The sequence below is a fragment of the Saccharothrix sp. DSM 118769 genome, from assembly GCF_052936295.1.
Genome location: NZ_CP193627.1, coordinates 4,288,124 through 4,312,820 on the forward strand (window position 1 = coordinate 4,288,124; position 24,697 = coordinate 4,312,820).

The following is a 24,697-nucleotide window of genomic DNA, read 5'->3' on the forward strand; positions in this document are numbered from 1 at the left end:
CGGTGTGTTTGTCGAGTGATTGGACGCGAGCTCATGCCGAGTGATGAAGCTAAGCATGTCTTTGTGTCGTACGTGCACGAAGACGTAGAACGAGTCGACAAACTATGTGCGATGCTGGAGGCGGCACGTATCCCTTACTGGAGAGATCGCGACTCTCTTGCGCCTGGCGATGATTGGAAGCGGAAGATCCGAGAAGCCATCCGCTCTGGAACACTGCTGTTCCTAGCTTGCTTCTCTGAACGATCTCAAGCCAAAGCAAGAGGCTACATGAACGAGGAGTTGGCGCTCGCAGCCGAGGAGTTTCGCATGTTGCCCCCGGAAGCAACTTGGCTGGTTCCTGTTCGCTTCGCTGAGGTAGATGTTCCGAAGTGGGATCTCGGCGCGGGCAGAACTCTGAGCGATATCCAATACGTCAACTTGTTCGGTAAGGATGAGGCAACTGCTGCTGAAGCGCTGATCGCGATGATTAGTCGGGTGGTGAAAACTGCGATGTCGGATGTTGCAACGGTACCGGACTCGGCCGACCGGGGCGACGTGGCCGCGCGAGTAAACATGATGCGCCAAGCGGCGAAAGATGCGATTCCCGAACCGGCAATGAAGATTAAGCTGAATGATCTCGTACTAGAGGAAGCACGTCGAATCTTGACCGCTATGCGAGATAGCGACCGCTTCCCTACTGGGCTACCAGAGGGATCAGGTGAAGACCGCATGGTGCGCTGCGCCGAGCTCGCGGCGTCCTACTGGCAGCTTGCCGAACCGTTCTGCGCCTCTTTGCAAGTCGCTGCTCGCTGGGGTGAAGGGCAGTCCCTTGCACCGTGGGTATCAGCGCTCAAAGCGATTGCCGGAGAAGCTGCGAAGCTGAAGAGCGGCGACGGCGTTTTGCTGAATTTGCACCATGTGCCTGCGCTCGTTTCTGTGTTCACCGCAGCCCTAGCGGCAACCGGACAAGGCCGTTGGGATAACCTGAAGACTCTGCTGGTCGATGTAACCATTCCGCAGCAGCATGGTACGGGGCGTCAGGTGCTAATCGATGCAGAGAATCCATGGGTGCCCTTCGAGGGAATGGATAGATTGCTCCCTAGCGTCATTTCGAGGTCGGCAAAGACGGGTGAAGATCCGCGCACTGCACTCCGGGTTTTCACTGGTCGCCAGTCGGGTGTCTACTATACGCCTGTAGCAGAGTGGCTTCATACCATCTTGCAGCCACACTTTGTGGATCAATACATCGACGAAGCTGCCTTTGACGACGCGTTCGACAGGGCTGAAGTCATGCTCGGGTTGATTTCGCAAGATTTCGCGAGCCTGGAGGCGGGGGACGCTGCGGGGCGTTCGTGGCTGAAACACTCAAACTGGTTCGGCCGTTCGACGTGGCGTGCTCGGTACGGGTCGGGGGCTGTCGGGGAGATTAAAGCGGAAATTGACGCGCAAGGAGATCTCTGGGCACCGCTGAGCGTCGGTCTATTCGGTGGCAAGGTTGAGCGGGCTGTCGCTGCTGTTGAGGGCTATAGCGAAATGTTCAACAAGATGGCGCGTACTCGCTTCTAGTCGCAGCCACTTCCGCTCCCATGTGCCAATGCTGAGCCTCGTGGGCACCGCCGAATTTGCGAAATAAGCGAGACTCGTGATGAGCTCCGGGCCGGGCACGTTCCGTGTTCTGTGTACTTGAGGTTGGTGAATCACGTATGACAGGCTTCAACGTTCCTGCTCGGCCAGCTTTCGACACTTGACCACTTTCGTCCATTGCGGCGCTGCCGATCCCCATCCCTCTGACCGAACTTGGCTCAGGGCTCTTCGGCATCGGCGTCGTTGGCTTCTTCTTTGAGCTGTTGGACCGCGAGCTCGGCGAGCAGCACACCAAGGAAGGGCTCCGCGAAGCCGTGCATGCCGAGGCACCTGCCATCCGCGACGCAGTGCTCGAAGCCTTGGCCTTCGATCCCAACACCTTGAAGGACGTCGCCTCCGACGATCACCTCGACAGGGTGGCTACCAACGCCATCGCCTTGAGGCTCAAGGACAACGCACTCGCGAGGGACCTCTACACCGACCTTCGCGACCAAGTCATCCACGCACCCGAACGCTGGTACGACGTGAAGACGTCAGTCTCGCTCAGCCCGTGGTCGGGCGGCCCAGCGACCGGTCGCGGTTCGATGTTCGTCGCCACGGTGCGCTGGGAGTACAGGGTCCAGCCTGCGGGTGGCACGATGCGGTTCGCCTGCGTCAATGATCAAGCGGAGTACCGCGAGATGCTGCGCGATCCGAGCGTCACCTCCGCGTGGTACTTCGGGCAGTCAAGCGGGCTGGACGCGGCCAGCCCTGACGCCTACGAACTCACCAGCTTCTCCGTTGACGGCAAGGAGAAGGCCGTGCGCCGGACCTCGCGTTCTGGCGCCCAGGTCTATGCCGTCAACCTCGGACGTGCCCACGCGGGACGTGGCGTCACCGTGGCGTACACATACCGAGTACTCGTACAGCGCCACGGCCATCTGCTGTACCTCGATCTGCCGAGGCCGACCAAGGGCTTCCACGTGCAGTTCGACTACGGCCAGGTGGGCATCCGGCGGATCAACACGCTGGACTTCTTCGCGAGCAGCCAGGCCTCCCGCGTCGAGCACTCCCGGCGCACCGACGAGCCGAAGACGGTGAACATCAGCTTCGACGGCTGGATGCTGCCGCGGGCCGGGGTGGCGTTCGTGTGGGTGCTGGAGGAGGAGCTAGAAGTTCAGAATAACGACCACGCCTAGCCGTCAGGGCGCGTTTCCTTCGTGTCGCACGCAGGGACGTGGCCTGACTGCGGTGTAGTCTGTGTTGTCTTCGGAGAAAGGGGCAGCATGGCGAAACGAGTGTTTATCAGCTTCGACTACGATCACGATGTCGTTCTGAAGGAGTTTCTTGTCGGACAGGCGAAGCTTCCTGACTCTCCTTTCACGATTGCTGACTGGTCGATCAAGGTTGCGTCACCGGGGTGGAAGGCAGAGGCGCGACGTCGCATCCGCGCGTCAGACCTGGTCATCGTTATCTGCGGGAACCACACCGATACCGCTACAGGTGTCGCTATCGAGTTGCAGATCGCCCAGGAGGAAGGAATCGAGTACTTCCTGCTCAACGGTTACTCCGACTCGACAGGGAAGAAGCCCACGACCGCGAAGGCGTCTGACAAGATCTACAAGTGGACTTGGGATAACTTGAAGAAGCTTGTGGGCGGTGGACGATGACTGAAGAGCCACCTAAGCAAATCAGTGAAGTCGATCCCCGAGAGATCGAACTGTACAAGCTGGCCGTCGAGATGGCTGACCGAGTCTCTGCTCGGCGTTCAACGACTAACACTTTTTTTCTTGCGGTTCAAACGGGCTTCATTGCTGTTGTGGGGCTGGCGACACCGTCATTGAAGTCGATGCCGTGGTGGACCTCTCTCGTCGTCGCGATTGCCGGAATGGTTCTGTCTCTCTCGTGGTGGTTGCAGTTGAGGAGCTACCGCGATCTCAATCGTGCAAAGTTCGCGGTTATCAACGCTACGGAAGAGCGGTTGCCTATAAAAATCTTCACGGATGAGTGGGCCAGCTTGAAGAAGGATCCGGTTCCGGGTTGGCGTGGCCGTTACGCTGAACTAGGCACTGTCGAGCGCACGGTCCCGTTCGTCTTTGCTGGCCTCTATATCCTTCTTTTCATTGGACGAGTGACGACATGATGCCGTACCTGCAGGAAGTTGCTGCTTTGATCAAGGCGGCGTTGCCGCCGTACGCAACTCCGCCAGAGGGCGCCGAAGAGCTGTTCATCCTGTACGCGGTGCTGGTGCGTGTAAAAGGCCAGGCCGTCACGTCGTCCGATGTTCATGATGCCTGGTGTGCCTGGATGCTAACGATCAACCCGGAGCACGCCGCAATACTTCCGTTCGACGATCTCGACGACCGGACGAAGCTGGAAGATCGTCCGTATGTCGAAGCGATACATTCGGTTGCGCAGAGACTCAAGGATACGCGTTGAGACACATGCAGTCACGTTAGCGCAAGTAATGATATCACTAGCATTGCACGGTTCCTGCACTTAAGCCCTGACGACCGACGTGCCGTAGAGTCGCAGCTGTCGGTGATGGTGGATCCTGCTGTTACCCCTAGGAGTAGAGATTGGATTTGTCAGAGCTCGAAGCTCTTGTGGCCGAGGGCGAGAACCAGTATGTCGAGTTCAAGCTCGAGGTTCGGCATGTGGACGTGCTCGTGCGTGAGATCGTGGCGTTTGCCAACACGGATGGAGGGACCCTCTTATGTGGGGTAGGGGATGACGGCACGCTTGTCGGTATACAAACGTCTGAAGTCAAGCGTCTTATGGTTCGATTGAAAAAGGTTCAAGAAAGCTTGCCAGTCGTTTTCCGGGTGGACGCCGTACAGGCGGGGGCCTCGACGGAAGGGCTTGATGCCTATGTCGTCGTTATTTCAGTGCCCAGGGCTCCCGATGAAATCGCGCCGGTACGAACGGCGAGCGGCGAAGTCTACGCACGAGTTGATGACAGAGTTCTAATGAGGCGCGACTTCGTTCCTCGTGCTGATGGATTGCAATCGTCGTCTGCGGAAAAACTGACGATGTTCATCGCCATGTCATTCAGGTTCGAAGAGCAGCCGGCTCTGGTTGACTATTACGAAGCGATTCTTCGAGCGGTGTCATCGTCGAAGCTTCCCATCGATCCCTTGCGTATGGACTTGGAGCAAGGCGACTACGAAATTACGACCGAGATCATCACGCGCATCCACGAGTCCAGCATCGTCTTGGCCGACTTCACCTTCAACAGTCCGAACGTCTACTTCGAGGCCGGTGTCGCCGTCGGGGCTAAGAAGCGCTTGATCCGTACGGCCCGGAAAGATACGGAGATGGCGTTCGATATCCGGACAAGCAAAATTCTACTTTACGCCAATGCGACCCAACTGGAGCGCGGCCTCCCCGCCGCGCTCAAGGCCGCGTACGACGATGTCATCAAAGCGCGCGCGTAGAGTCGTTGTTCGGATGGGGCTGTCGCCGGAGCACAAACCAGTTGATGGTGGCAATTTCCTAGTGAACGAAGGGGACTGATCTAAATCTCCGTCTCGCGACTCAACTCCACGATCTCCTGCATAGCCTGGACGAAATTTGGTAGCCCTGGCAGCACTCCCGGCGTTTTGGAGTAATATACCATCGGACTTATCCGATTCGATGTCCAGTTGGGATGGGATCGATCGGCCTTGATGAGAAACGTCGTGTTGGGCATGGACTTCTCGTGATGAGCCACATGCAAATCGTCAACATCATCGACGGTGCCAGCGAAGCCGTCCATCGCTGCGAGTATGACACAGGCTTGGTGTAGTGCTACTCGATGGGCTTGGCCATTATCCGATTTACGCTTCGGGGGAAGCACCAGGATTACCCGCGACTGGAGCCCGAAGTGAGTAATCTGCTCCAGCTCCCACGCAAACGAAGAGCGGATATCTGACGACTTCTGCCCCTCCGGCAGCATGAGGACGATGAACTGGGCGCCGACGATCAACTCGCGAACATGGCGTTTCCAGTCATTGTTCGGAGCATGCATATAGATCGGCCCCGGTGTCGCAAATTTGAGATCTTGGTCAACGACCGCATAGGTGGGTACGTTGAGTACCCGCTCTATGGACAGCGCGACGATTTCCTCAAGCGTGGCACCGACGGATAGAATGCCGGTCGCACGCCCGCGGTGGAGAACAGTTGCCCCATCATGACCGAACGGCCGTAGCAACAGGCAAAATTCCTCCGCTGAGTCTCTGAGCCTGGCGAGAATTTCTGTCGCGGGCTCTGTCTTCAAGGACTTCGGGTGACGGGTCTTCCTTCCGAGAATCCGTAGAACCCCGATGCCGAACAGTCCTGCCCAGAAGGGTGCCGTTACCCAAAATACGGGATTGTCTGTGTCCCAAGGCTGGACGCCAAACACTATCGGTCCGAGGAGTGCTGCGCCACCGATCGTCAGAATCCATCGGTTTAGATACGGTCCGAAGTACTTCCTAATAGGCCCGCTCATTGCGCGGCCAGATCGGTGCGAACAGATAAGTTTACGTCAGTCAAAGTCGTTCCGCTCTAGTGGTGGAGTAGTCAATAGATCGTTCGCGGCTGACGTTCGTTACATACGCGTCAACCTGGTCCCAGGGGTGATAGTGTCGCGCTGTGGTCTACTCGTTACAGTGCGTCGCAGTACGCGCCGAGTGGCCGCCTGTGTAGCTGCAACTGGACCTACAACGGTCGACGGCGCCACTGGGCGGACCGTTCGCGCGCGCTGGTCGCTCGGGGACAAGCTCACGGCGTCTTGAAGGAGCTGGAAGGAGAGCAGCGCATCGCCGAGGAACGGGAGGGAAAGGCGGCTCGCCGGGCGCAGTGGGAAGAAGCTCCGGGTGGCCTGTAACGAGCCTGACACGAGATCCGCTTCTGGAGGAGGGACGTTACAACCACGAGGAGACGCGCCATGCCCGCACGCGCCAACCGGTCGCCAGATGTCGTCCGTGCCAAACACGCCCGCCTGGGCGAACCGCACATCGCCCCCTTCGTCGCCCTCGCCGATGAGATCGCGGCTGCTCGGGGGCTAATGCCCGGCGACGTGCCGTATCCAGATCCGGAGTTCGCTGGCACCGCTGCTCAAGCACTTGTGCTGCTCCAGTCGCCCGGACCCAAGACAGCGAAGGCGAACGGATCCGGCCTGCTCAGCCTGGAGAACGACGACCCCTCCGCCGAGCGGTGTTACCACCAGTATCGGCGGGCTGGTGTGAACTGGCACCAGATACTGCACTGGAACACCGTGCCCTGGCCGACCGTCTCACCGTACCCTTCTCGCAAGGGCATCAGCGATGCACGGCAATGGCTGCCGCGGCTGCTGGCGCTGCTGCCTGAGATCGAGGCGGTTCTACTGCTGGGCAGCATCGCCCGTGTTGAGTGGCGACGGGCTGCCACAACGAAGCTCATCGAATTGCTGGGCGTTCCGGTCTTCGTCGGACCTCACCCGAGCCGTCGCGGCATGGCTCAGCCGGGGGCAAAGGAGCGTCTGGCAGCGAGCATCGATCAACTTGCGACGGCCATGTACGGGACAGTCATTACTCGACCATAGGTCGAAGCACTCCTGGTTGATCGGACACTGTCGAAGCACTGGCCGACCTAGAAGCGCCATGGCAGTGGAGGAGGCAACCATAGGGAACGACGCCGTGTAGTTAGCGTCCCTCGGCTTCAGCTCTCCAAACCTTCACGATGTCAGGTCGCAGCGCTCGTCCGGCCTTCAGCTGGAACCGCTTGCCCTGTTGAACCCCCACGGCGAACTCGCGCAGGCGCTCCACCTCGCTGAAGTTGAAGCCGTTGGCGTACGACCAGATGCATAGATCATCGAGGTCGTACCGGTAGCCGGCCTTGTGCAGCACCTGCAACGTCTCGATGGCGTCGCGCCGATCGAAGACACCAGCCAGGCTGTTGCCGTGGTTGACGCGCTGCTCGAGGAAACGCATGGCTACCTCGACCACCGGGTCGAGCGTGACCTCGCTGCGCGGGTGCACTTGGCCGTCGACCACACTGCGGGCCTGATGCCCGGCCAACCAGTTGATGCAGTCCTGGTCGCTGTCGCCCCACTCCATCACGCACAGCGCTGTGACCTTGGAGCGAAGCTCCTTGGACAGCAACTCCAAGACGCTGCCGCTTGGCCACGCCGCCAGCACTGGCCCCTGAGACCACTGGGCCATGCGGAAGCTCTTTCGCCAAGTCACCGCCGCACCCGCGGTCAGCCGGTTGAGGGTGGCGTCCTCTTCACTGCTGGGCTTGTCGGGGAAGAGCACTAGCGGCGTGCCCGCCTGCTTGTTCAGCCACGTCGCCGCGTACCGCGCCATCGCGTCGCTGTCGCCAAGGCTCCATGGCACATAGAAGACCTCATATGGCACCACACGCTCAGCCATGTCGCCTCCAGAAGGTAGATCGGCAAGCCTAAGCCGCTGTAGGGCTTTCGGTTGGACGAGGTAGGTGTGCGCGCGGGTCAACTTGCTCCGCAGTCCGTCACGTTGGGCGTACAGGGGCGTGATCGGTCAGACCTTGCGGCTAGTGGCTTGTCACGCAGCCTTGGCCGGTAATGGGTCCAGGTGCGGATGGGTGAGTCGGTGGCGAAGCCGGTCTTGGGCTGGGCGCGGGCGTTGCGCCAGCGGATGAACGAGCCGATGGCGGCGTTCTGTTCGGCGTGGGTGAGGTGGTCGGTGCCGTTGAGGGCGAAGTAGCGCAGGGCGGCGAACTCCGCCTCGATCCAGTTCAACCAGCTGGAGTAGGTCGGCAGGAACACCAACTCAGCGTCGTTCTCGGCGGCCCACTGGCGGACGTCGGGGTGCCGGTGCGGGGAGAAGTTGTCCATGATCAGGTAGAGCCGCTGGTCGGGCCAGCGGGCGCGCAGGGTCTTGAGCAGGTCGAGGAACTCGCGGTGGCGTTTGCGGCGCCGGATGCGGTAGTGGATCTTTCCGGTGGTCAGGTCGAGTGCGGCGAGCATGTGCATCACGCCGTGGTGGCGGTTGTAGGTCGCCCGTAATCGGCGCGGCGACCCGGTGGGTCGCCAGGCTTTGCCCTTGCGCGGCAGCAGGTTGAGCGGTCCGAACTCGTCGACGCAGATCACCCTGCCGTCGGCGGGTGGGTGGTCGTAGAGATCGAGGATCCGCTGCATCTTGGCGAGGAAGTCCGGGTCGGTGGAGGCCTTCCAGGTGGTGGTGGTCTGCCAGGAGACGCCGGCGTCGCGCAGGATGCGGCGCAGCGTTTCCCGGCTGATCGCGGCGACGGTGCCGCGGTCGAGCAGGTGGTCGCGCAGCTTGGACAGCGACCAGGTGGAGAACGCGGTGATGCCCCAGTCGGCGGGCGCAGTGCGGGCGATCAGGCAGATCCGTTCACGGATCGCCTCACCGATCGTCCGACTCCGCCCGCCGCTCCATTTTGGGTCCAGCGCCGCGAACCCCCGCTCGTTGAACGCGTGGATCACATCACGGACGTAATCCTCGCTGACCTGCATCAACGAGGTGATGTCCCGGACCGCCTGGCCCTGGCCGGACATCAGCACCACGATCGCCCGGCGTAGCCGCACCGGGTCCTTCGCGGTTCTGGTGATCCGCTGGATCTTCCGGCCTTCCTCCATCGACAACGCCCGGACGAACACGCTCGGCCGACGAGCCACAACCACCTCCCGCACTCGACATGCGGGACCAGCCTCGCCGATCAGCCGAACCGATCGATTACCGGGTCAACCCTCCGAGACGCGCCACTAGACCCCGGTCACCACGACTGGCGCAACCCCTGGTCACGAGCCTGGCGGAGGTCAGAATCGCCACCGCCTGACACTTGTTCGGCGGTTCGTGCGGCAAGGTAGTCGGCCCAGTCTCGGCGGGCGTAGGTGACCCAGCGGACTGCGGTGTTGACGTGAAGGCCGAGGAGGTCGGCGAGGATAGCGGCCGAGAGGTCGGCGGCGAGGGCGGCGAGGGCGCCGTTACGGGCGGTCCGGGCGCTGATGCCGTGGCGGTTGAGCAGGTTGGTGAGGCTGTGCCCATCGATTGGTTGCCCGGGAACGCGGCCGGGGAACAGCCACCTGGGTGTGTTCGGGCCGTGGGGGATCATGAGCGGGGTCGGCGGCCGGGAGGCCAGGCCACGGAGCAGAGCGCCGAGTCGCGGCGGCAGCAGGATCGGGTGACGGCCCGCCGTCAGGTAGGTGTCGTCTCCCTTCTCGGTGAGCTGATCTGCGGTGAGGTGCCGGATCCGCTGGGCTTGGAGGGCGAACAGGATGATGAGCGCTCCGGCCGCCCGGGCCTCGATGGGAAGGGTCTCGTCGGTCAGGCAGCGCTGCACGAGTTGCCAGCGTTCGTCGTCGTCGAGTAGGTCAGCGGGTTCCTGGTGCGGGATGGAAGGAACGGTGAGCCGGCGGCTGAGGCCGCGGTCAGCGGTCCAGCCGAGGAAGTAGCGGACCCGGTTGCGGCGCTGGGTGTTTTCCTCGTCAAGCCATCGGTCGAGGTCGTCCTGGCGGAGGTCTGCCAAGGTGGTTTCCTGGGCGTTGATCCAGGCCAAAAGGTCGAGGGCAACCAGGATCCGGCGGCGGAGATCACGGCCGACGGTGGTGGGGAAAGCGCGTTTGCCCGCCCGGCTTCGGGCTCGGCGCAGCAGGTGCCAGTGCAGGAACGGGCGGACGAGGTTGGCGTGCTCGACCGACTTGTCGGCCAGGTGGTGCTCCAACCAGGCCGGAACACGCTCGAAATCCTCGTGTCGTTCGGGGAGCACCCCGGTCTGCACCATCATCTGCCGGAGATGCTGAAGAGCGGCACCGGGCGGCAGCTCGTCCAGCAGGTAGTGACTGATCGGGCGGCCTTCGGTGACGAACGCGGCCAGCAATCGGGCGTTCGGATGCTCGTGAACCCACTGGATGGCCTTGAACGGCGCGTGAGTGCTGGTGAGGCCGTCCGCGAGCGGCTGGAGTTGACCTGGAATGGTCCCGTCTGGACCGGAGAGCAGGTCGTTGACCTTGTCGGCGAGGACGCAGTGGGCGCAACGTCCGTGCCCGTAAGGGTTTCCGGACCGTCCGCACTGCCGACAGCTGTAGTCGACGTCATGCCCTGCGCAGGGACCGCAGAGCCCGGCCCCGCTGGCGTCCCGGGCGATGAGCGGGTGACGCTCGTAGCAGCGGGAACATTCGGCTGGGGACCGGACGATGGCGGTGTAACAGCTCTGGCAGACCGGTCCGATCGGCCAGTAGGTCATGACGGGCTTGTCGCGTTCGCAGCGAGCGCAGGTCATGCGGGGACGCTCGTCACGGGCGTAGCAGGTGTGGCAAATCGGCTCGCCGGAGGTGATCCGTTGGCAAGGTCGTACCCGTCCGCAACGTGAGCAGGTCCGTTCCGGTCCTCGGTAGCAGCTGTCGCAGAGGTCGGGCTGATCGCCGTGAGCGTTGCGGGCGATCTTGCCGAGGCGGCCGCAGGTCCGTCGCGGACGCCGATGCCGGGTGTAGCACAAGTGGCAGTAGGCGCCCTTCTCGTCGATGAGGGCTGCGGCAGCCGTCTTCCCGCAAGACACGCATGTGTGCATGGACCGTCGGCTCTTCCAGCAGGACTGGCAGAGCGCGCGGCCGTCTGGGAGGCGGACGGCCGGGCAACGGTGTGAGTCGCACTCGGCGCATTCTTCGATTGGGTCGTCGAACGCACCATCTCCTGGCTGCTACGGTTCAAACGCCTCGGGCTGCGCTACGACCGGACCGAACGCACCACGCCGGCGCTACTCACGCCGGCCTGCACCGTGATCAACGTCCGCCGGCTCATAAAGATCGAGCTCTGCGACCAGGTCTAACGCATCCATTCACTCGTTGGGGATACATCGGTGGCTCTGTGTCGTTGGGTGGGGTGACTGGTGAGCTTCTGAGCGCGGAGCAGGTCCTCGGGTCGGCACGGGGCCCCGTCACCACGAGGGAGATCGATCTCCTGGAGGAGGCTGCAGCCGCGTTGCTGACGGCACCATCGACGGGGATGAACGAGCACTCCCGTCGGGAAGTGATCAGCCATCGGTGGGGCCGCCTCTTCAGAGGCGTTCGATGCGGTCGGCCTGCGGGCCCCGGTCGCTCTGACGCACCGCGTACCGGACCCGGTCACCCTTCTGCAGCGGCTCCGACCCCATGATCACGGACGCGTGGGCGAAGAGATCGTCGCCGCCTGCGTCCGGGGTGATGAAGCCGAAGCCGCGGTCGCCGTCGTAGCGCGCGACGACGCCCTCGCCGCCTCGTACGGGCACGTCCCGCGCGGCCGGCCCTGCGGCCGCGGCAGGTGCCGACCGCTGCGGCGCCGTCTGGGGCTCGGCGCTCCGGACCAGGTGCACGTCGCGGGCCTGCGGGCCCTTGTCTCCACGAGCCACCTCGTAGGCGACGCGGTCGCCTTCCGCGAGCCACGTCAGCCCCTCGGCCAGGGCCTGGGCGTGAACGAAGATGTCCCCGGCGCCGGAGTCGGGGTTGATGAAGCCGAAGCCCTTGTCCTCGTCGTACCAGGCCACCGTGCCGTCGGCACCGTCCGAGATACCAGCCGCAGCGGGTGAGCCGGCCCCTGCTCCCAGCGGGATCACGTGCCCGGCCTGCGGGCCGCGCTCGCCTTCGACGATCAGGAATGCCACCCGCTGCCCCTCGGTGACCACGCCGCCGGTCACGATGGCGGAGCTGTGCACGAAGATGTCGGCGCCGCCGCCGTCCGGCGACGCGAAGCCGTACCCCTTGCCCGGCTCGTACCAGTTGACGGTGCCGAGCAGGCCCACGGCGCTGCCGGTGGCCGCATCGGCGGTGACGCGAACGCGCAGCGCCTGGGGCCCGCGGTTGTTCTCGCCGACCTCGAACACCACGGCCTGACCCTCGCGGAGCACTTTCGCGCCGCCGTCCTCGACGATCTCGGAGGCGTGCACGAACACGTCCGGCGAGCCGTCTTCGGGCGCGAGGAAGCCGAAACCACGTTCGGCGTCGAACCAACGGACGGTCCCTTGCGGCATCAAAGGCTCCAGGTCGAGAGGGCGGGCACTGGCCCCCAGTCTCTCTGACGGACTTCCGGTCCGTCGGGCCGGGCCCACGGGCGGGCGGTGCGGAGCCAGGGGCGGGCCGTTGGTTCACCTAGCGACACGCCGAGTTTTGAGACCAGATCTAATACTCCAGCGGCACTTCGTTGTATAGGGCCTGTCTTCGCTGGTAGTGGGCTTGTTTGGCGCGGTGTTGGTGGCGTCTGCGCCAGTGGGACCAGGTCCAAGTGAAGACGCGGTCCGGGATGGTGGTGATCAGGTGTGCCAGGAGACGCCTGACCTCGCCGAGGGTGACCGGGATGAGGCCGCTGCCAGGGCTTTTGGCGCGATGGCGGCGGTGACGGCGAGGTAGGTGTGGGCGAGCATCGCGAGGGTGATGTGGCGGTACCAGGCGTCGTAGCGGCGGACCTGGTACTGGTCCAGGCCGACCTCGGTCTTGGCGGTCTGGAAGCAGTCCTCGACAGCCCACCGCATGCCCGCCACCCGGATCAGGTCGTCATCGAGGGTCCCCGTTGGGGCGCAACACAAGTAGTAGGCCAACTCGTGCTCGCCACGACGATTGGGTGCCAGGGAACGGCGGATCAACAGCCACCGCCGCCAGCCCGGCGGGGTGGTGTCGTCGTAGACGGGTAACGAGGCCACCGCCCAGTCGAACAGGCGTGGCCCCTTGGCGCCCTGGCCGCAGCTGCGGCGCTTCCACGCCGCTTCCGGGGCGTCGGCGGTCAGGTGGTCGGCGCGGGTGGCGCCCGCGGTGGCCGGGATGGTCTGACTGCTCGGCACGGCCACCACGTAGGCGATACGTCGATCTTCAAGCCAGGCCCGGAATTTCGAGTCGCCGCCATATGCCTCGTCCGCGGTCACCCAACGGGCCGGCACGCCGGCGTCCAACGCCCGGGCCAGCATCGCGCGGGCGAGCACGGGCTTGGTCGCGAACTCCACGGTGTCGGGCACCGCCGCCTCCCGACACCGCTCCCGATCCGCGATCCAGGACTTGGGCAGGTACAGCTCCCGGTCGATCAGCGTCCGGCCCTTGCCAGTGGCGTAAGCGAGGAACACGCCCAGCTGACAGTTCTCGATCCGACCGGCGGTGCCGGAGTACTGCCGCTGCACTCCGGCCGACCTGCTGCCCTTCTTCAGGAATCCGGTCTCGTCCACCACCAGCACACCATCGGCGTCGGCCAGGTGCTCCACCGCGTAGTCACGGGCATCGTCGCGGACCCCGTCGACGTCCCACGTCGCGGCGTTGAGCAACCGCTGCATCCCGTCCGGGGTCGCCTCACCGGCCACCTCCGCCAACGTCCAGCCGTTCTTGCCCGCGATCGGAGCCAACAGCCCCCGCACATACGCCCGAGCCCGCCGACGCGGCTCCACCCGCAGAAACCGTCCCGCCACCCGCCCGAACAACTCGTCCAAGCCGCTCACCCACGCCTGGACGTCCTCATCGACCAACACAAGATCGACAAGCTACCAGAACATGATCACGAAGTGCCGCTGGAGTACTAATGCTGCGTTCCTCAAAGGTGGTAGATAAAACGGCGTCGTAGCTTCCTCGGTTTGTGCGCCGGGCGTCCCCATACCCAGGGCTTTGCGCGGGCGTTGAGGGCGGCCGTGGCCTGTTGCGTGGCCTGGTCGATCTCCCTGGGGTCGGCGAAGCTCTGTCCGGCCAGGGCCTCTCGACGGAACAGTCGCCACCAGGGTTCCTGGAGGTTGAGCCAGCAGGCTCCGACGGGGATGAACGCGTGTTTGATGCGGGGGTGGTCGAGCAGCCATTCGCGGGTGGACTTGCTGTTGTGGCTGGAGAGGTTGTCGGTGATCACGTGGATGTCGCCGACCGGATTGGCCTGTTCCAGCATCTCCAGGAACTGTTGGTAGTAAAGGCTGTTGCGTGACGAGGCGGTGAGGGTGACGGCCTGGCCGTCATGTACGCGGACGGCGCCGTAGACCCAGGTCTTCTCCGGTCCGCGGGAGTAGTCCAGGAGTGCTTTGATGCGGTGTCCGTCACCGGACCAGCCGGGCGCGGGCGGGAAGGTGCGGGGGATGACGGGGCCGAGCTCGTCGGCGCAGACTACGGTCGCGTTCTCCGGCGGATCGGTGTAGAGCCCGACGATGTGCGTCCTTTTGGGACGAACTCCGGGTCGTTGCTCGTGGTCCAGGAACGGGTCCGACGCCACCGGACGCCTTCGGCGAGCAGGATGCGGCGGATCTGGCTGCGTCCGACCGTGATGCCGTCGGCTTGCAGGGCCTCGCTCAGCGAGTCCAGCGTCCAGTGCGCCGGACCGCCTTCCCGCTCGGCGTCCAGGGTGCCGTCGGACTGCCGGGTGAGTCGGCCCGGCGGCTGCCGGGTACGCGCCATCGCCACGATCCGGCTGCGCTCGTCCTCGGTCAACCGAGGGCGGCGCCCCGCTCCCGGACGGTCGCCCAGGCCGTCCAATCCGTTGATGTTGAACCGGTGCAGCCACTCACGCACGGTCTGCGGGTGACATCCGACCTCGGCCGCGATGTCCTTGGTCGACCCGCCCTTCCAGCTGGCCACCACGATCCTCGCACGCCGGATCCAGTCACCGGGGGCGTGTCGGGCTCCGGCCAGTTTCCGGATCGCCCGCTCCTCCGCCACGTCGATCGGTAATCGCGCTACCAGCACTTTCGGCACGTGCAGCTCCTCGTCGATCGACCTTGATCGACGATTAACATACGGCATCATTGAGGAACGCAGCACTAATAGGGAAGTGCTGATCTACGCCTACGGCATGCGCGACCCGCATCGCTTCACCTGGGACCGCGGCGGCGAGCACGCGCTCTACCTCGAGCACATCGGCCAGCACTCGATCGAGGCGGTGTACGAGGTCCGCGCGGGTGACAACCTCGGCTGGAGCGAGCGGGAGGGCGCGTTCACCTACCGCCGCGGCGACGAGTGCCACCTGTACCCGCTCCCGGCCGACGACGACCGGTACGGCTACACCTACCCGGTGGCGGCCTACGACCACGACCCGCCGGCCGGGTGGCCGTGCACGCAGGACAGCGGTCACGCCATCTCCGGCGGTCAGGTCTACCGGGGCCGCGCCGTGCCGCGGCTGCGCGGCAAGTACGTCTTCGGCGACCTGGTGGACGGCCGCGTCTTCCACACCGAGGTGTCCGAGATGAAGCGCGGCAGGCCCGCCGCGCGGCTGCACGAGCCGGCGCTGTTCGACACCCGGGGCAACGAGCGGCGGATGTCCGCCTTCGTCGGCGACGGGCGGGTGGACCTGTGGTTCGGCACGGACGCGGCCGGTGAGCTGTACCTGGTGACCAAGGCCGACGGCCGGGTCTGGAAGGTCGTCGGCACGCGGGAGGCCCCGCGACCCGAGGTGGCCCTCGGCGTCGCCCGCCACTTGGTCGCGCACTACGACTTCGAGCACCCGTTCCCCGTCGACGGCGCCCGAGAACTCGACCTCGGTCGGTCGCGAACCCTGCTCGACCTGGTCAACGGCGGCGATCGGATGCGCGTGGACGACAGCGCCTTCCGGGGCGGCGGCAAAGCACTGGAACTGGGTCCGCGGCCCGGTGCGAACGACGACTGGAAGGCCGGGGTGTGGGACCCGGACGGCGCCGAGTCGTTGAGTGCGTTCAACGGCGTTGACGGGATCACCATCATGGGCTGGTTCAAGACCACCGGCGGGAACCCCGCCCCGGGCCACGGCGCGGTCGGGTTGGCGGGCCTGCTCAGCGGCGACTCCGACGGGCACGCCGTCCGGGCGCTGATCGAGGCGTTCGAGGTGGACGGGGAACTGCGGCTGGTCGCCCTCGGGCGCCGGGTCGACGGCGGCGCGTCGCAGACCTACGCCGCGGACCTGGACTGGCGTGAGGTGCTGCCGCCGAACCGCTGGGTGCACTTGGCCGCCACGTTCGACTTCACCACGGGCGAGATGGCGCTCTACCGCGACGGCCGGGCCCTGCCGGGGTCCTACACCACACCGGGGGACCCGTGGCAGGTCGACGGGACCGGGGCCTCGCCCACCGACCCGAGGGGTATCAAGATCGGCGGGAGCTTCCCGCAGGGCACAGCCGAGCGCAACCCCTGCGCGTGCCGGGTGGACTCGCTGATGTTCCTCGACGTCGCCGCATCCGCCGACCTGGTGGCCCGGCAGTACCGCCGGTTCACCCGCCGCTGAGGGACCGACCGGGCACCGGATCGCGCCCTCGTGGGCCCCGGGTCGCGTGATCCCCTTGCCCGAAGGGCCGCGTTGACCGTCTACGGGATCAACCCGAAGGCCGCCCGCACCCGCCGTACGGGAGGGGCACAGCCGTAGTGGCCCCGCGTGTGGCCGACGACCCCGCACGGGCGTTGTCCACCGCCGGGGTCCACAGCCGGGCCGGACGCGGTCCGCTCCACTGCCCGGGCGACGATCCCGGGCGGAACGGACCGGTGGTGATGGCCGTTGCTCGACCCCGTCGAGAACCTGAGGCTCGACGACGCCGTGCCCGCGCGGCCGAGCCACGAGCACCTCTTACCCCGCTGACCGGCCGGCTCGCCCACCCGTCGCTCACGCCTTGTTCCACTGATCCGAAACACCTACTTGCAGATCGGGAAGCGCGACGGGATGTCAGCGCTTGAGGTGGTGGGTGAGATCCCCGCCCGGCATGCCGGACCTCCGCGTCCGGCCAGGCCGCGAACGGTTCCGCCCGGCCGGGTCGGTGCCTGTGCGTCGACGGGGTTCGGTGAGCGGCTCCGGCGGGGGAGAAGCGTGCAGCGACCCGCCGGCGTCGCAGGGCGCGGGTGTCGTGGCCGACCGGCTCGTCCGGCGCAGCAGGGCCGCGATGCCCGGCCCGAGCACACCGGCCAGCAGCAGCGACCCAAAGCCCACGGTGCCGTCGACGACCGCGGTGACCGGTCCCAGGGCGAGCCAGCCCGCGAGCAGGCAGCCGGTGTCGGCGACGACGCGGATCACCGCCGGGCGCATCCACGGCCGGCGACGGTGCAGCTCCAGCATCAGGCCGTCACGCGGCAGCGCACCCATCCCGGCCCCGAGGTACAGGGCGATACCCGCCGCGAACACCGCGCCGCCGACCGGCAGCAGTACCACCCGCCACCCCAGGACCGGTTCCGGCAGCAGCGCCAAGACCGTGTCGCACACGACCGCGGGCACCGTCGCGGCGATGACGGTCCCCGCGCCGGGGCGCATCCGCAGCGGCAGGTAGACCAGCAGCAGGACCGCCTGCACGGCGAGGAACGCGCCGCCCATCGTCCAGCCGGTGTGCCGGCTGATCGCCGTGTGGAGCACGTCCAACGGCAGTAGACCCAGCTTCGCGCGCACCAGCAGCGCGATGCCCACCCCCATGGACACGGTCCCCGTGACCAGGAGGAACAACCGGGCTCCGCAGCCCGTGAGAACCCTGTCGGTCACGGTCATCCCCGCCCTCGCAGACCCGAGCAGTGCCCGACGATCACAGGGCGTGAGGCGACCGCGCATCGAGCAGACGGATGTATGGCTTTCGAAGTCGTAGTGCGCATGGCTGTCCTCTTCGGATTTCGTCGTATGACAACGTCGACAAGCGAGGGGGACGCCGGTCGTGCGCTCGATACCGTAGCCGAACCGAAGCGGGTTGGGAATTATTTCACCACCCGAAAAGTCGGTCGGACATGATGCTCGGATGTGTTTTCGCTCGGCGGAACACGCGGCTTTCATAGTGTGGAAACATTCCATCAAGAGAAAGGCGTCGCGTGTCGTCAGTGACGTATCACGGCAGGTAGAACGCTTGTTTGGTTCATTTTGCGTTTTTCTCGTGACGTGACGCGAGGGTCTGTGTCATTGTTTTAGCGGCAACGGTGTTGGTTGTTGCCGGCGATCCGGAAGGGTGCGGTCGTCATCTGTGATCCGTTCTCGACGCGGAACGTCTTCACAGGGCCGCCTGCCCCGTGATCGGTAAGTGAATCGCTCGTGGACTGCCAGGGGGACGGCTGTCGCACGAAGGACGGGCAACGCGATCGAACGCCACCTGCCAACAGACAAGGTGGATGACAGGGGGAAATCAGTGGAAACACGTCGAGCGCGGTGGCGGCACACCGTGGAGGGGCGACTGCTGGTGCTGCTCGGGCACCGGGCCGACCCCGTACCGCCGGCGCTCACCGACCGTCTGATCGGCGACGAGACGCAGCAGACGCTGACCGCGGACGCCGCCGATGACCTGCTGCTGCTGGAGGCGGCGCTGCGACGGGAGTCGGCCGAGGCGCTGCAACGCCTCGACTCCGCGCAGCGAAGCATCACGACAACCCGGTCCGCACGACAACCGGATGGCGGCGGGCTGGAGCAGGCGGTGGCCGAGCACACCCAGGCCGTGCGGGACATGGAGCACGCGCGTGCCCTGATCGAGGACCTCCGCGAGTTCGTGATCGGGTTGGACCCGCCCGCCGGGGCGCTGCGGGCCGCGGCGGAGGGTTGGCGCCGCTCTCCGGACGTGCCCGCCCAGGTGGTCGTCTTCGACGACGAGACCACGTTCCTCGCCCTCGATCCCCGGCGGGCCACGACCACCGGACTGGGCGTGTCCGTCCTGGACGGGGCCGAGGAGTGGGGCTGGGCATGGCGACGCGACGGCGACGATGACGACCTGTCCGCCGCCCTGCAACCGGATCGGTGCGGTCAGTGGGTGCTGGGCTACCTGCCCGCCACCCGGGAGATCTACGCCGTCCTGCGCGGAGCGGGACTGCCGATGAGGATCTGGCTGCTCGGCCGGGACTTCACAGCCGACACCGCCCGTGCCGTCCTCGACGACCTGGCGCCGCGGATGGGGCAGCCGAACTCCCTGATCACGGCCGCGGGAACGATCCACTCGGCCTCGCTGTGGCGATCCCGGGAGGAGACGCTCCCGCTGCCGGAGTCGATGTTCCGGGACGTGCGCGTCCCGGTCGACGAAGGCGACCTGCGGTGAGGCGTTACCGGCGCGCCTGCGCCGTGCTGGGGGTGTCGAGCGGCCTGGTGGTGGCGGGCGCTTGTGCGACCCCGCAGACGCAGGACGTCGTCGTGCCGGAGTCCGCGCAGGCGGAGCACTCCGATGCGCAGGCGATGACCTCGGTGGTGATTCCGCCACCGCAGGCACGCGGATCGGTGATCACCGTCGCCGGGCAGGTCGAGTGGACCGCTCGACAGCCTGGATGCGTGGTGCTGGAGCTACCCGGCGGACAGCGTTTCCAGCTCACGGGCACGGCCGCCGACGACGGTGAACACCAGGCACGAGCCGGTACCCGCCCGGTGAGCCAGGACATCGAGGCCACCGGTCACATCCCACCCGTGGGCGCCACTTCCTGTGGCCCGATCCGTGCCTTCTGGGCACACAGCCTGACCTCAAGCGAACGCTGAACCTCCTCTACGGCAACAACTTCGCCTTTGTCGGGTGTCGGTCTGCGCGCCACGCGCCCCGCCCGGTGACACAACCACAGACCACCGGCCCGTCATGCGGGTCGGAGTCTCACCGCCGGATGGCAGGTGAGCACAGGACCGCCGGTCACTCCCGACCGGCGGGGTGTGCCACGCCGCCGCCCAAGCCCCTATCCCCCTGGGAGCACGGCGAGCGGCGCGGCACACCATCCCCATCGAGTAGCAGAGGAAACCGATGACACGCACGTTCGTCATGCGCCTGCTCGGCATCGCCGGCCTGGCGCTCGGCCTGACGATGGCCGTCACCGCCGGAAGCGCCTCGGCGCAGATCACCATGGGCGGCCCCTACGGACCCGCCGGCGAGAACGGCTCGTACTCCCAGATCCAGGTGCACCCCTCCCCGAAGGAACTCTTCCAGCCGCCCTACTCGGCACCGGCCGAACCCGCCCCCCAGAGCCGCATCGGCACGGTGTCCACCCCCGGTTCGCAGATCCAGGGCGGAGTCGACCTCGCCGGCCCGGCGCGTGCCCAGGCGGGCACCGACGCGGTGACGGCCCAGGCGTGCGGCTGGTACGCCCCCAACCGGAACTCCTACTACGTCCACTGCGGCTCGGGAAAGATCTCGATCAACGTCGAGTTCTGGTGGGGAGCGGGGTCCACGCGCTCGATCTGCGTGTGGCCGGGCACGACCAACCTGTCCAGCCACTCCACGCTCCAGGGCGGACTGATCACCTACGCCTACTACAACGGCCGCGGCTGCTGACACACCCCGCGACACCGAACCCGCTGGTCGACCAGAACCGGTGCACCGCCGTCGTCGGGGACGTCCGGCGCACCACACCCACCCGCATCCACGTGACCGCCCACTCACCACCCAGGAGGTGACCACCGTGCGCCACGGCAGGACGAGTACACCCGCGAACACGGCCACGCGCCGCACCCGAGGCATCGCCCTCGGCGGGCTCGCGCTGTCCGTCCTGACCGTGGCCGCACTCGCTCTCACCACCGCCGAGGACCGGGGACACGGCCAATCCGTCCCCGGCCCCTCGGTCGGCCGACACGCGGACCGCGCCGTCGACGTGACGGTCGACGATGTGGCTCCACCACAGCCTCGCCCGGTGTCCGAGGAGCAGCTCGCCCGCTTGCCTCAAGTCGACACCTTCACCGAGATCCCGGGCGCACCACGCGATCCGTCCCCCGAGCAGGTGCCCGACGGCACGGTGGCGCACCCCACCCGCACCGTCGTGGCATACGCGGCACCGGGTGGCGAACCCGTCGCGGCAGTGCCCGGCACGCAGCCGCTCGGCATCGAACCGACGCGCGCTCAGGTCGACACGTGGTTGCCGGTGCTGGAGCGACGACCGGGCTGGATCCTGGTCGCCCTGCCGTCACGACCCAACACCAGCGTGGCCTGGCTGCACCTGGGACCGGAGATCACCCTCGCCACGACGCCCTACCTGATCAGCGTCGACCGGGCGAGCTTCACCCTGGCGCTGCACCGCAACGGCCGTGACATCGGCCGGTGGACAGTCGGGATCGGCGCCGCGGACTCGATCACCCCCGCGGGGCGGACGTTCGTGATCGCGACGATCCACGACCCCACCGCCACCTACACGCCGGTCCTGCTGGCCTTGGGCGCGCACTCCGACACCCACACCACCTACGGGGGAGGACCGGGCACCGTCGGCGTGCACGGCTGGCCCGACCCGACCGTCTTCGGCACCGCCGGCTCCGACGGCTGCGTCCGCGTTCCTGCCGACGCACTGCGCACCCTGACCACCACCTACAACGGCAATCCCGTGCCCGCGGGAACACCCGTGATGATCCGCTGACCGCCCGCCAGAACAGACCTCACCCACTCGAAAGTCATTGACACACAGGGAGAAACCGTGTCCATCACACTGTCCGTCCGACTTCTCCTGGCCGGCGTGGCAGCCGGTGCGCTCGTCGCCGGCACCACCACCCTGCTGACCACCGCCGGCGCGTCCGCCGAAGCAGCGGGCGTGAGCATCCCACCGACCACCACGACGACGAACCCGACCATCACCCCTCCCGAACCCACGACCACCACCCCCAAGCCGACCACCCCCAAGCCGACCACCACGACGCCGCGGCCGACGACCATCCCGCCGACCGCTCCGCCGTCGACGACAGCACCGGACAGCCCGGTACCGAGCAGCCAGCCGACCGGATCGCCGACGACCAGCGTGGTCGTCGCACCGGCACCGGCGGTCGTCGTCGCCCGGCACCCGGTCACCGGGTGACCGCCCCTCAGCGCGTGGCCCGCCCTCTCTTCCCGGGAGGGCGGGCCACACCCTTCCCACCACCGCCGATTCCCAGGCAGGAGTTCCACCGTGTCCCGCGCCGACGCCGCCATACACGGCGCCACCGCCACGGCCACGCTCGACACCCACATGACGACTGCTGATGGCCGCGCGGAAGGCTACGGGGCGAAGCGTCTCCGCGTGCGAACACCGCCCCGTGGCGAACGACCGGACCTGCGGTTCCCGCAGAACCGATCGCCCGCGGCGGCTGTCCAGCACATCGAGACGGCCACGTCGATCGGGTTGTCGGTGTTGTGGGCGGACTCGGGGCGGCCGGCGCGTTCCCGCACGTGGGCGTGGCGCTGGGGATGATGGCCGTGCTGCAACTCGCGGAATCCCTGCTCGCGATGCACGCCCGGCTTCGAGGGCGCCGTGTCCGTGCCGCGGTGTGGGTGGGCGTGACCAAGGCGTTCGGGTTGGCGCTGTTGTGGGGCGCCCTGGCGGTAGCCAGTCCGACAGCCGCACGTGCGGCTGTCGCTGGCGGGCATGGCGGTGCTGCAAGCACTGCTCGCCGTCACGACGCTGCGCGCCTCCTGCCGCCCGGGGGAGGAGTACGCCCACATCGGAGGCGGCCTGACCTCCAGCGCGGCCTCGGCCGGCCACCAGCACACCTGACCACCCCGAGAGCCGGCCTGCGCGAACCACGGCCTTGCCGAGAACGCCACACCACACAGAGAGGGCAGCCAGTGATCCCTACCGCGTCCGCGGTCGTCACAGACGAGGTGCTTGACCGCGCCGACCTCCTCGCCCGCGCCCTGCGGGTCGCGGGCCGCTTCACCGACGCACTGTCCTGGTGGATGGGCTACGGCCTGAGGCGTGCGCAGCGGGCACCCGACCAGGTGCACGCCCTCGATCAGGACGAGGCGCTGCTGCTCGACCTGCCGGCGGGGCAAGAAGTCGTGCGCCGCGACGGGTTCCTGGTCCCCGCCCTCGGCCACGACGACGAACCGGTGGCCGCGATCACCTCGCTGGTCCACCTCGGCAGGCTGGGGCTGAGCGCGGCGCAACGCGCGATCCTGCACGACGGCGCCACCCCGATCGGGGTCCTCGCCGGGGACGCGCACCGTGCCTGCCACTTCGTCACCGTGCTGGGCACCGAGCCCGACCCGGAGCAGCCCGCCCTGCGGGTGCGGGCGACGCTGGTCAACGGTGGCAGGCCCGCCGTGCTCACCGAGGAGATCGTGTACTGGCGAGCACTGCTGGCCCGCCCGCCTCGGTCCGGGCTACAGGCCGTGCCGACCTTCGCCGCGCGGACACAGTGGTGAGCACCGCGGTCACCAACCCCAACGCGACACCATCACACCTGCACGCTGCTCATCCCGCCACCGCGGAGCGGAGCGCACGGGCACGCCGGCCGACGCTGTGTGCGACGCGCCGAAGCGGGCAGGTCGTCCACTGGACGGCGTGGTCACGGCCGGCTGCCCGACGCCCGGCGGAGCGGAGCACGATGCGCGGTGAACACCGTGTAGTGGCACCTCTGCTCGCGGTCGATCGCCGCAGCGTCATCCCCGATGAGGCCACCATCACCGCGGTCGGGTACCACTCCAACGCGGCCTCGGACCTGCTGGCGGTACTCGGACCCTCACCGGTCGGCATGACCCAGAACAACCGCCCCCACCTGCGCAAGCGCATCGGCGAGCGGACCTCCCGCAAGTGGCGGGCACACAAGTCCGGACACCGACCAGGACCCGCCCGGCCGAGCGCACGATCCCCTCAACCACGAGAGAGCCAGGCGGAGCACCTGGAGCATCGGCAACCCGACCCGGCATCGGAGCAATTCGATGACCGGTGACAAGCGTGACCGGGCGCGGCCGATGGCATCGGACCGCGACTCCTACCTGGAGCGCTGCCTGCGTGTGCTGGAAGCCATCGCTCCGCAACCAGGGCCCACGACGCTGGCCCGGATCAGCGAACTGAGCGGCCTGCCGTTGAGCACCGTCCACCGCCTCGTACAGGTCCTGGAGGACAGCGGCGCCCTTCGACGGGTCGGACGCCGCTACCGGATCGGCGAGCGGCTCGTCGCCATCACCGCCCACAGCACCCTTGAACGGCGCGCCGAGTCCGAGTAGCCGACTTGTCCGCACAAACACCATCCACAGACGGCGCCGACGCGCTCATGCGGGAATCGACGCACGGTCTGCATGCGCCCACTTTCGGCACATGAAATTGTTGACAACGCGAACGGCCGGTAAGTCGTCTATGCCCCCACGGCTCGACGGCTTACCGACCGTTCGGTTCCCCGACAGTGCGCTCTCGATCGCGCACCAGGACATCATGGCACGTCACAGCATCCGCTGTGCGGATTTGATTGCGCGGATCACAGTTTTCATGCAACGAAAGCGCATTTCCTGATCTGCGGGAAAAACTCTCTCCCCGAGTAGGTGGAGAGTTATGGTGTCGATATCGCACTGCGCGTCCAAGTCGTAATGACGTCATGAATCGGTCTTCGCAAGGGGCTTTATGTGTGCTTTTCTCGCGATGCTGTCGGCCGTCCGGGGAGTAGATCGTGGC

25 protein-coding genes and 2 pseudogenes are annotated in these 24,697 nt (G+C 66.4%); 18 read left to right on the forward strand and 9 right to left on the reverse strand.

All coding sequences use genetic code 11. The annotated features are described in order from the left end of the window. Nucleotides 1–15: 15 nt before the first annotated feature. The 6 genes from ACRAKJ_RS18710 to ACRAKJ_RS18735 all read left to right on the forward strand — a co-directional run bounded on the left by ACRAKJ_RS18710 (nt 16) and on the right by ACRAKJ_RS18735 (nt 4,979). On the forward strand, nt 16–1,545 hold the full coding sequence (locus ACRAKJ_RS18710) for a toll/interleukin-1 receptor domain-containing protein (RefSeq protein ID WP_447009058.1): 1,530 nt from the start codon (nt 16–18) through the stop codon (nt 1,543–1,545). Between the two features lie 281 nt (nt 1,546–1,826). Continuing rightward, complete coding sequence (locus ACRAKJ_RS18715) at nt 1,827–2,741, forward strand: hypothetical protein (protein WP_438926491.1); 915 nt, start codon at nt 1,827–1,829, stop codon at nt 2,739–2,741. Between the two features lie 87 nt (nt 2,742–2,828). Further along, a complete protein-coding gene (locus ACRAKJ_RS18720) occupies nt 2,829–3,212 on the forward strand; it encodes a TIR domain-containing protein (RefSeq protein WP_438926492.1) in 384 nt (127 codons plus the stop codon). Then, nucleotides 3,209–3,685 (forward strand): RipA family octameric membrane protein, encoded by a 477-nt coding sequence (locus ACRAKJ_RS18725; RefSeq protein ID WP_438926493.1) that lies wholly within the window; start codon nt 3,209–3,211, stop codon nt 3,683–3,685. The genes ACRAKJ_RS18720 and ACRAKJ_RS18725 overlap by 4 nt, the downstream gene beginning before the upstream one ends. Continuing rightward, complete coding sequence (locus tag ACRAKJ_RS18730; protein WP_438926494.1) at nt 3,682–3,981, forward strand: DUF7701 domain-containing protein; 300 nt, start codon at nt 3,682–3,684, stop codon at nt 3,979–3,981. Before ACRAKJ_RS18725 ends, ACRAKJ_RS18730 begins: the two co-directional genes overlap by 4 nt. A gap of 140 nt (nt 3,982–4,121) precedes the next feature. Beyond that, entirely contained in the window at nt 4,122–4,979 is an 858-nt protein-coding gene (locus tag ACRAKJ_RS18735; RefSeq protein ID WP_438926495.1) for an RNA-binding domain-containing protein, read from the forward strand. A gap of 80 nt (nt 4,980–5,059) precedes the next feature. On the opposite strand, the gene ACRAKJ_RS18740 is transcribed toward ACRAKJ_RS18735, so the two are convergent. Further along, nucleotides 5,060–5,800: a hypothetical protein gene (locus ACRAKJ_RS18740; protein ID WP_438926496.1), complete on the reverse strand. Its 741-nt coding sequence runs from the start codon at nt 5,798–5,800 to the stop codon at nt 5,060–5,062. A gap of 651 nt (nt 5,801–6,451) precedes the next feature. Here ACRAKJ_RS18740 and ACRAKJ_RS18745 point away from each other — a divergent pair. Then, entirely contained in the window at nt 6,452–7,087 is a 636-nt protein-coding gene (locus tag ACRAKJ_RS18745; protein ID WP_438926497.1) for a hypothetical protein, read from the forward strand. A gap of 100 nt (nt 7,088–7,187) precedes the next feature. Here ACRAKJ_RS18745 and ACRAKJ_RS18750 read toward each other — a convergent pair whose 3' ends face one another. The 3 genes from ACRAKJ_RS18750 to ACRAKJ_RS18760 form a co-directional block, all read right to left on the reverse strand. After that, nucleotides 7,188–7,916, reverse strand: a complete 729-nt coding sequence (locus tag ACRAKJ_RS18750; RefSeq protein WP_438926498.1) for a hypothetical protein — start codon at nt 7,914–7,916, stop codon at nt 7,188–7,190. Between the two features lie 77 nt (nt 7,917–7,993). Next, nucleotides 7,994–9,124 (reverse strand): IS630 family transposase, encoded by a 1,131-nt coding sequence (locus ACRAKJ_RS18755; protein ID WP_447009101.1) that lies wholly within the window; start codon nt 9,122–9,124, stop codon nt 7,994–7,996. A 137-nt stretch (nt 9,125–9,261) separates the two neighbouring features. After that, nucleotides 9,262–10,767, reverse strand: coding sequence for a hypothetical protein (locus tag ACRAKJ_RS18760; RefSeq protein ID WP_438923397.1), 1,506 nt, complete (start codon nt 10,765–10,767; stop codon nt 9,262–9,264). A 387-nt stretch (nt 10,768–11,154) separates the two neighbouring features. On the opposite strand from ACRAKJ_RS18760, the pseudogene ACRAKJ_RS18765 reads away from it, so the two are divergent. Further along, nucleotides 11,155–11,313, forward strand: a pseudogene (locus tag ACRAKJ_RS18765) (IS5/IS1182 family transposase); the annotation flags it as partial. A gap of 228 nt (nt 11,314–11,541) precedes the next feature. On the opposite strand, the gene ACRAKJ_RS18770 reads toward ACRAKJ_RS18765, so the two are convergent. From ACRAKJ_RS18770 to ACRAKJ_RS18785, 4 genes are all read right to left on the reverse strand, one after another. Further along, nucleotides 11,542–12,489 (reverse strand): cold shock domain-containing protein, encoded by a 948-nt coding sequence (locus ACRAKJ_RS18770; RefSeq protein WP_438923398.1) that lies wholly within the window; start codon nt 12,487–12,489, stop codon nt 11,542–11,544. Nucleotides 12,490–12,768: 279 nt separating this feature from the next. Further along, complete coding sequence (locus ACRAKJ_RS18775; RefSeq protein ID WP_438923396.1) at nt 12,769–13,965, reverse strand: IS701 family transposase; 1,197 nt, start codon at nt 13,963–13,965, stop codon at nt 12,769–12,771. A 62-nt stretch (nt 13,966–14,027) separates the two neighbouring features. Next, nucleotides 14,028–14,684 carry an IS630 family transposase gene (locus tag ACRAKJ_RS18780; RefSeq protein WP_438923395.1) on the reverse strand — a complete coding sequence of 219 codons (657 nt, stop codon included), beginning with the start codon at nt 14,682–14,684 and terminating at the stop codon, nt 14,028–14,030. Then, nucleotides 14,579–15,163: a helix-turn-helix domain-containing protein gene (locus ACRAKJ_RS18785; RefSeq protein ID WP_438923394.1), complete on the reverse strand. Its 585-nt coding sequence runs from the start codon at nt 15,161–15,163 to the stop codon at nt 14,579–14,581. The genes ACRAKJ_RS18780 and ACRAKJ_RS18785 overlap by 106 nt, the downstream gene beginning before the upstream one ends. A gap of 76 nt (nt 15,164–15,239) precedes the next feature. Between ACRAKJ_RS18785 and ACRAKJ_RS18790 the strand changes: the two genes are divergently transcribed. Then, nucleotides 15,240–16,661 (forward strand): LamG-like jellyroll fold domain-containing protein, encoded by a 1,422-nt coding sequence (locus ACRAKJ_RS18790; protein ID WP_438923393.1) that lies wholly within the window; start codon nt 15,240–15,242, stop codon nt 16,659–16,661. Nucleotides 16,662–17,093: 432 nt separating this feature from the next. Here ACRAKJ_RS18790 and ACRAKJ_RS18795 read toward each other — a convergent pair whose 3' ends face one another. Further along, nucleotides 17,094–17,894, reverse strand: a complete 801-nt coding sequence (locus tag ACRAKJ_RS18795) for a YczE/YyaS/YitT family protein (RefSeq protein ID WP_438923392.1) — start codon at nt 17,892–17,894, stop codon at nt 17,094–17,096. Nucleotides 17,895–18,522: 628 nt separating this feature from the next. Here ACRAKJ_RS18795 and ACRAKJ_RS18800 point away from each other — a divergent pair. The 9 genes and pseudogenes from ACRAKJ_RS18800 to ACRAKJ_RS18840 all read left to right on the forward strand — a co-directional run bounded on the left by ACRAKJ_RS18800 (nt 18,523) and on the right by ACRAKJ_RS18840 (nt 24,255). Then, nucleotides 18,523–19,416, forward strand: a complete 894-nt coding sequence (locus ACRAKJ_RS18800) for a hypothetical protein (RefSeq protein ID WP_438923391.1) — start codon at nt 18,523–18,525, stop codon at nt 19,414–19,416. Next, nucleotides 19,413–19,844, forward strand: a complete 432-nt coding sequence (locus ACRAKJ_RS18805; protein ID WP_438923390.1) for a hypothetical protein — start codon at nt 19,413–19,415, stop codon at nt 19,842–19,844. The genes ACRAKJ_RS18800 and ACRAKJ_RS18805 overlap by 4 nt, the downstream gene beginning before the upstream one ends. 253 nt (nt 19,845–20,097) lie before the next feature. Then, a complete protein-coding gene (locus tag ACRAKJ_RS18810) occupies nt 20,098–20,625 on the forward strand; it encodes a DUF6355 family natural product biosynthesis protein (RefSeq protein ID WP_438923389.1) in 528 nt (175 codons plus the stop codon). A 118-nt stretch (nt 20,626–20,743) separates the two neighbouring features. Next, on the forward strand, nt 20,744–21,694 hold the full coding sequence (locus ACRAKJ_RS18815; RefSeq protein ID WP_438923388.1) for a L,D-transpeptidase family protein: 951 nt from the start codon (nt 20,744–20,746) through the stop codon (nt 21,692–21,694). A 57-nt stretch (nt 21,695–21,751) separates the two neighbouring features. After that, on the forward strand, nt 21,752–22,126 hold the full coding sequence (locus ACRAKJ_RS18820) for a hypothetical protein (protein ID WP_438923387.1): 375 nt from the start codon (nt 21,752–21,754) through the stop codon (nt 22,124–22,126). A gap of 525 nt (nt 22,127–22,651) precedes the next feature. Further along, entirely contained in the window at nt 22,652–22,801 is a 150-nt protein-coding gene (locus tag ACRAKJ_RS18825) for a hypothetical protein (RefSeq protein ID WP_438923386.1), read from the forward strand. A 71-nt stretch (nt 22,802–22,872) separates the two neighbouring features. Then, nucleotides 22,873–23,451 carry a hypothetical protein gene (locus ACRAKJ_RS18830; protein ID WP_438923385.1) on the forward strand — a complete coding sequence of 193 codons (579 nt, stop codon included), beginning with the start codon at nt 22,873–22,875 and terminating at the stop codon, nt 23,449–23,451. A gap of 236 nt (nt 23,452–23,687) precedes the next feature. After that, a pseudogene (locus ACRAKJ_RS18835) lies at nt 23,688–23,978 on the forward strand (GP88 family protein); the annotation flags it as partial. Beyond that, on the forward strand, nt 23,968–24,255 hold the full coding sequence (locus tag ACRAKJ_RS18840; RefSeq protein WP_438923384.1) for a helix-turn-helix domain-containing protein: 288 nt from the start codon (nt 23,968–23,970) through the stop codon (nt 24,253–24,255). The pseudogene ACRAKJ_RS18835 and the gene ACRAKJ_RS18840, both read left to right, overlap by 11 nt. Nucleotides 24,256–24,697: the final 442 nt, after the last annotated feature.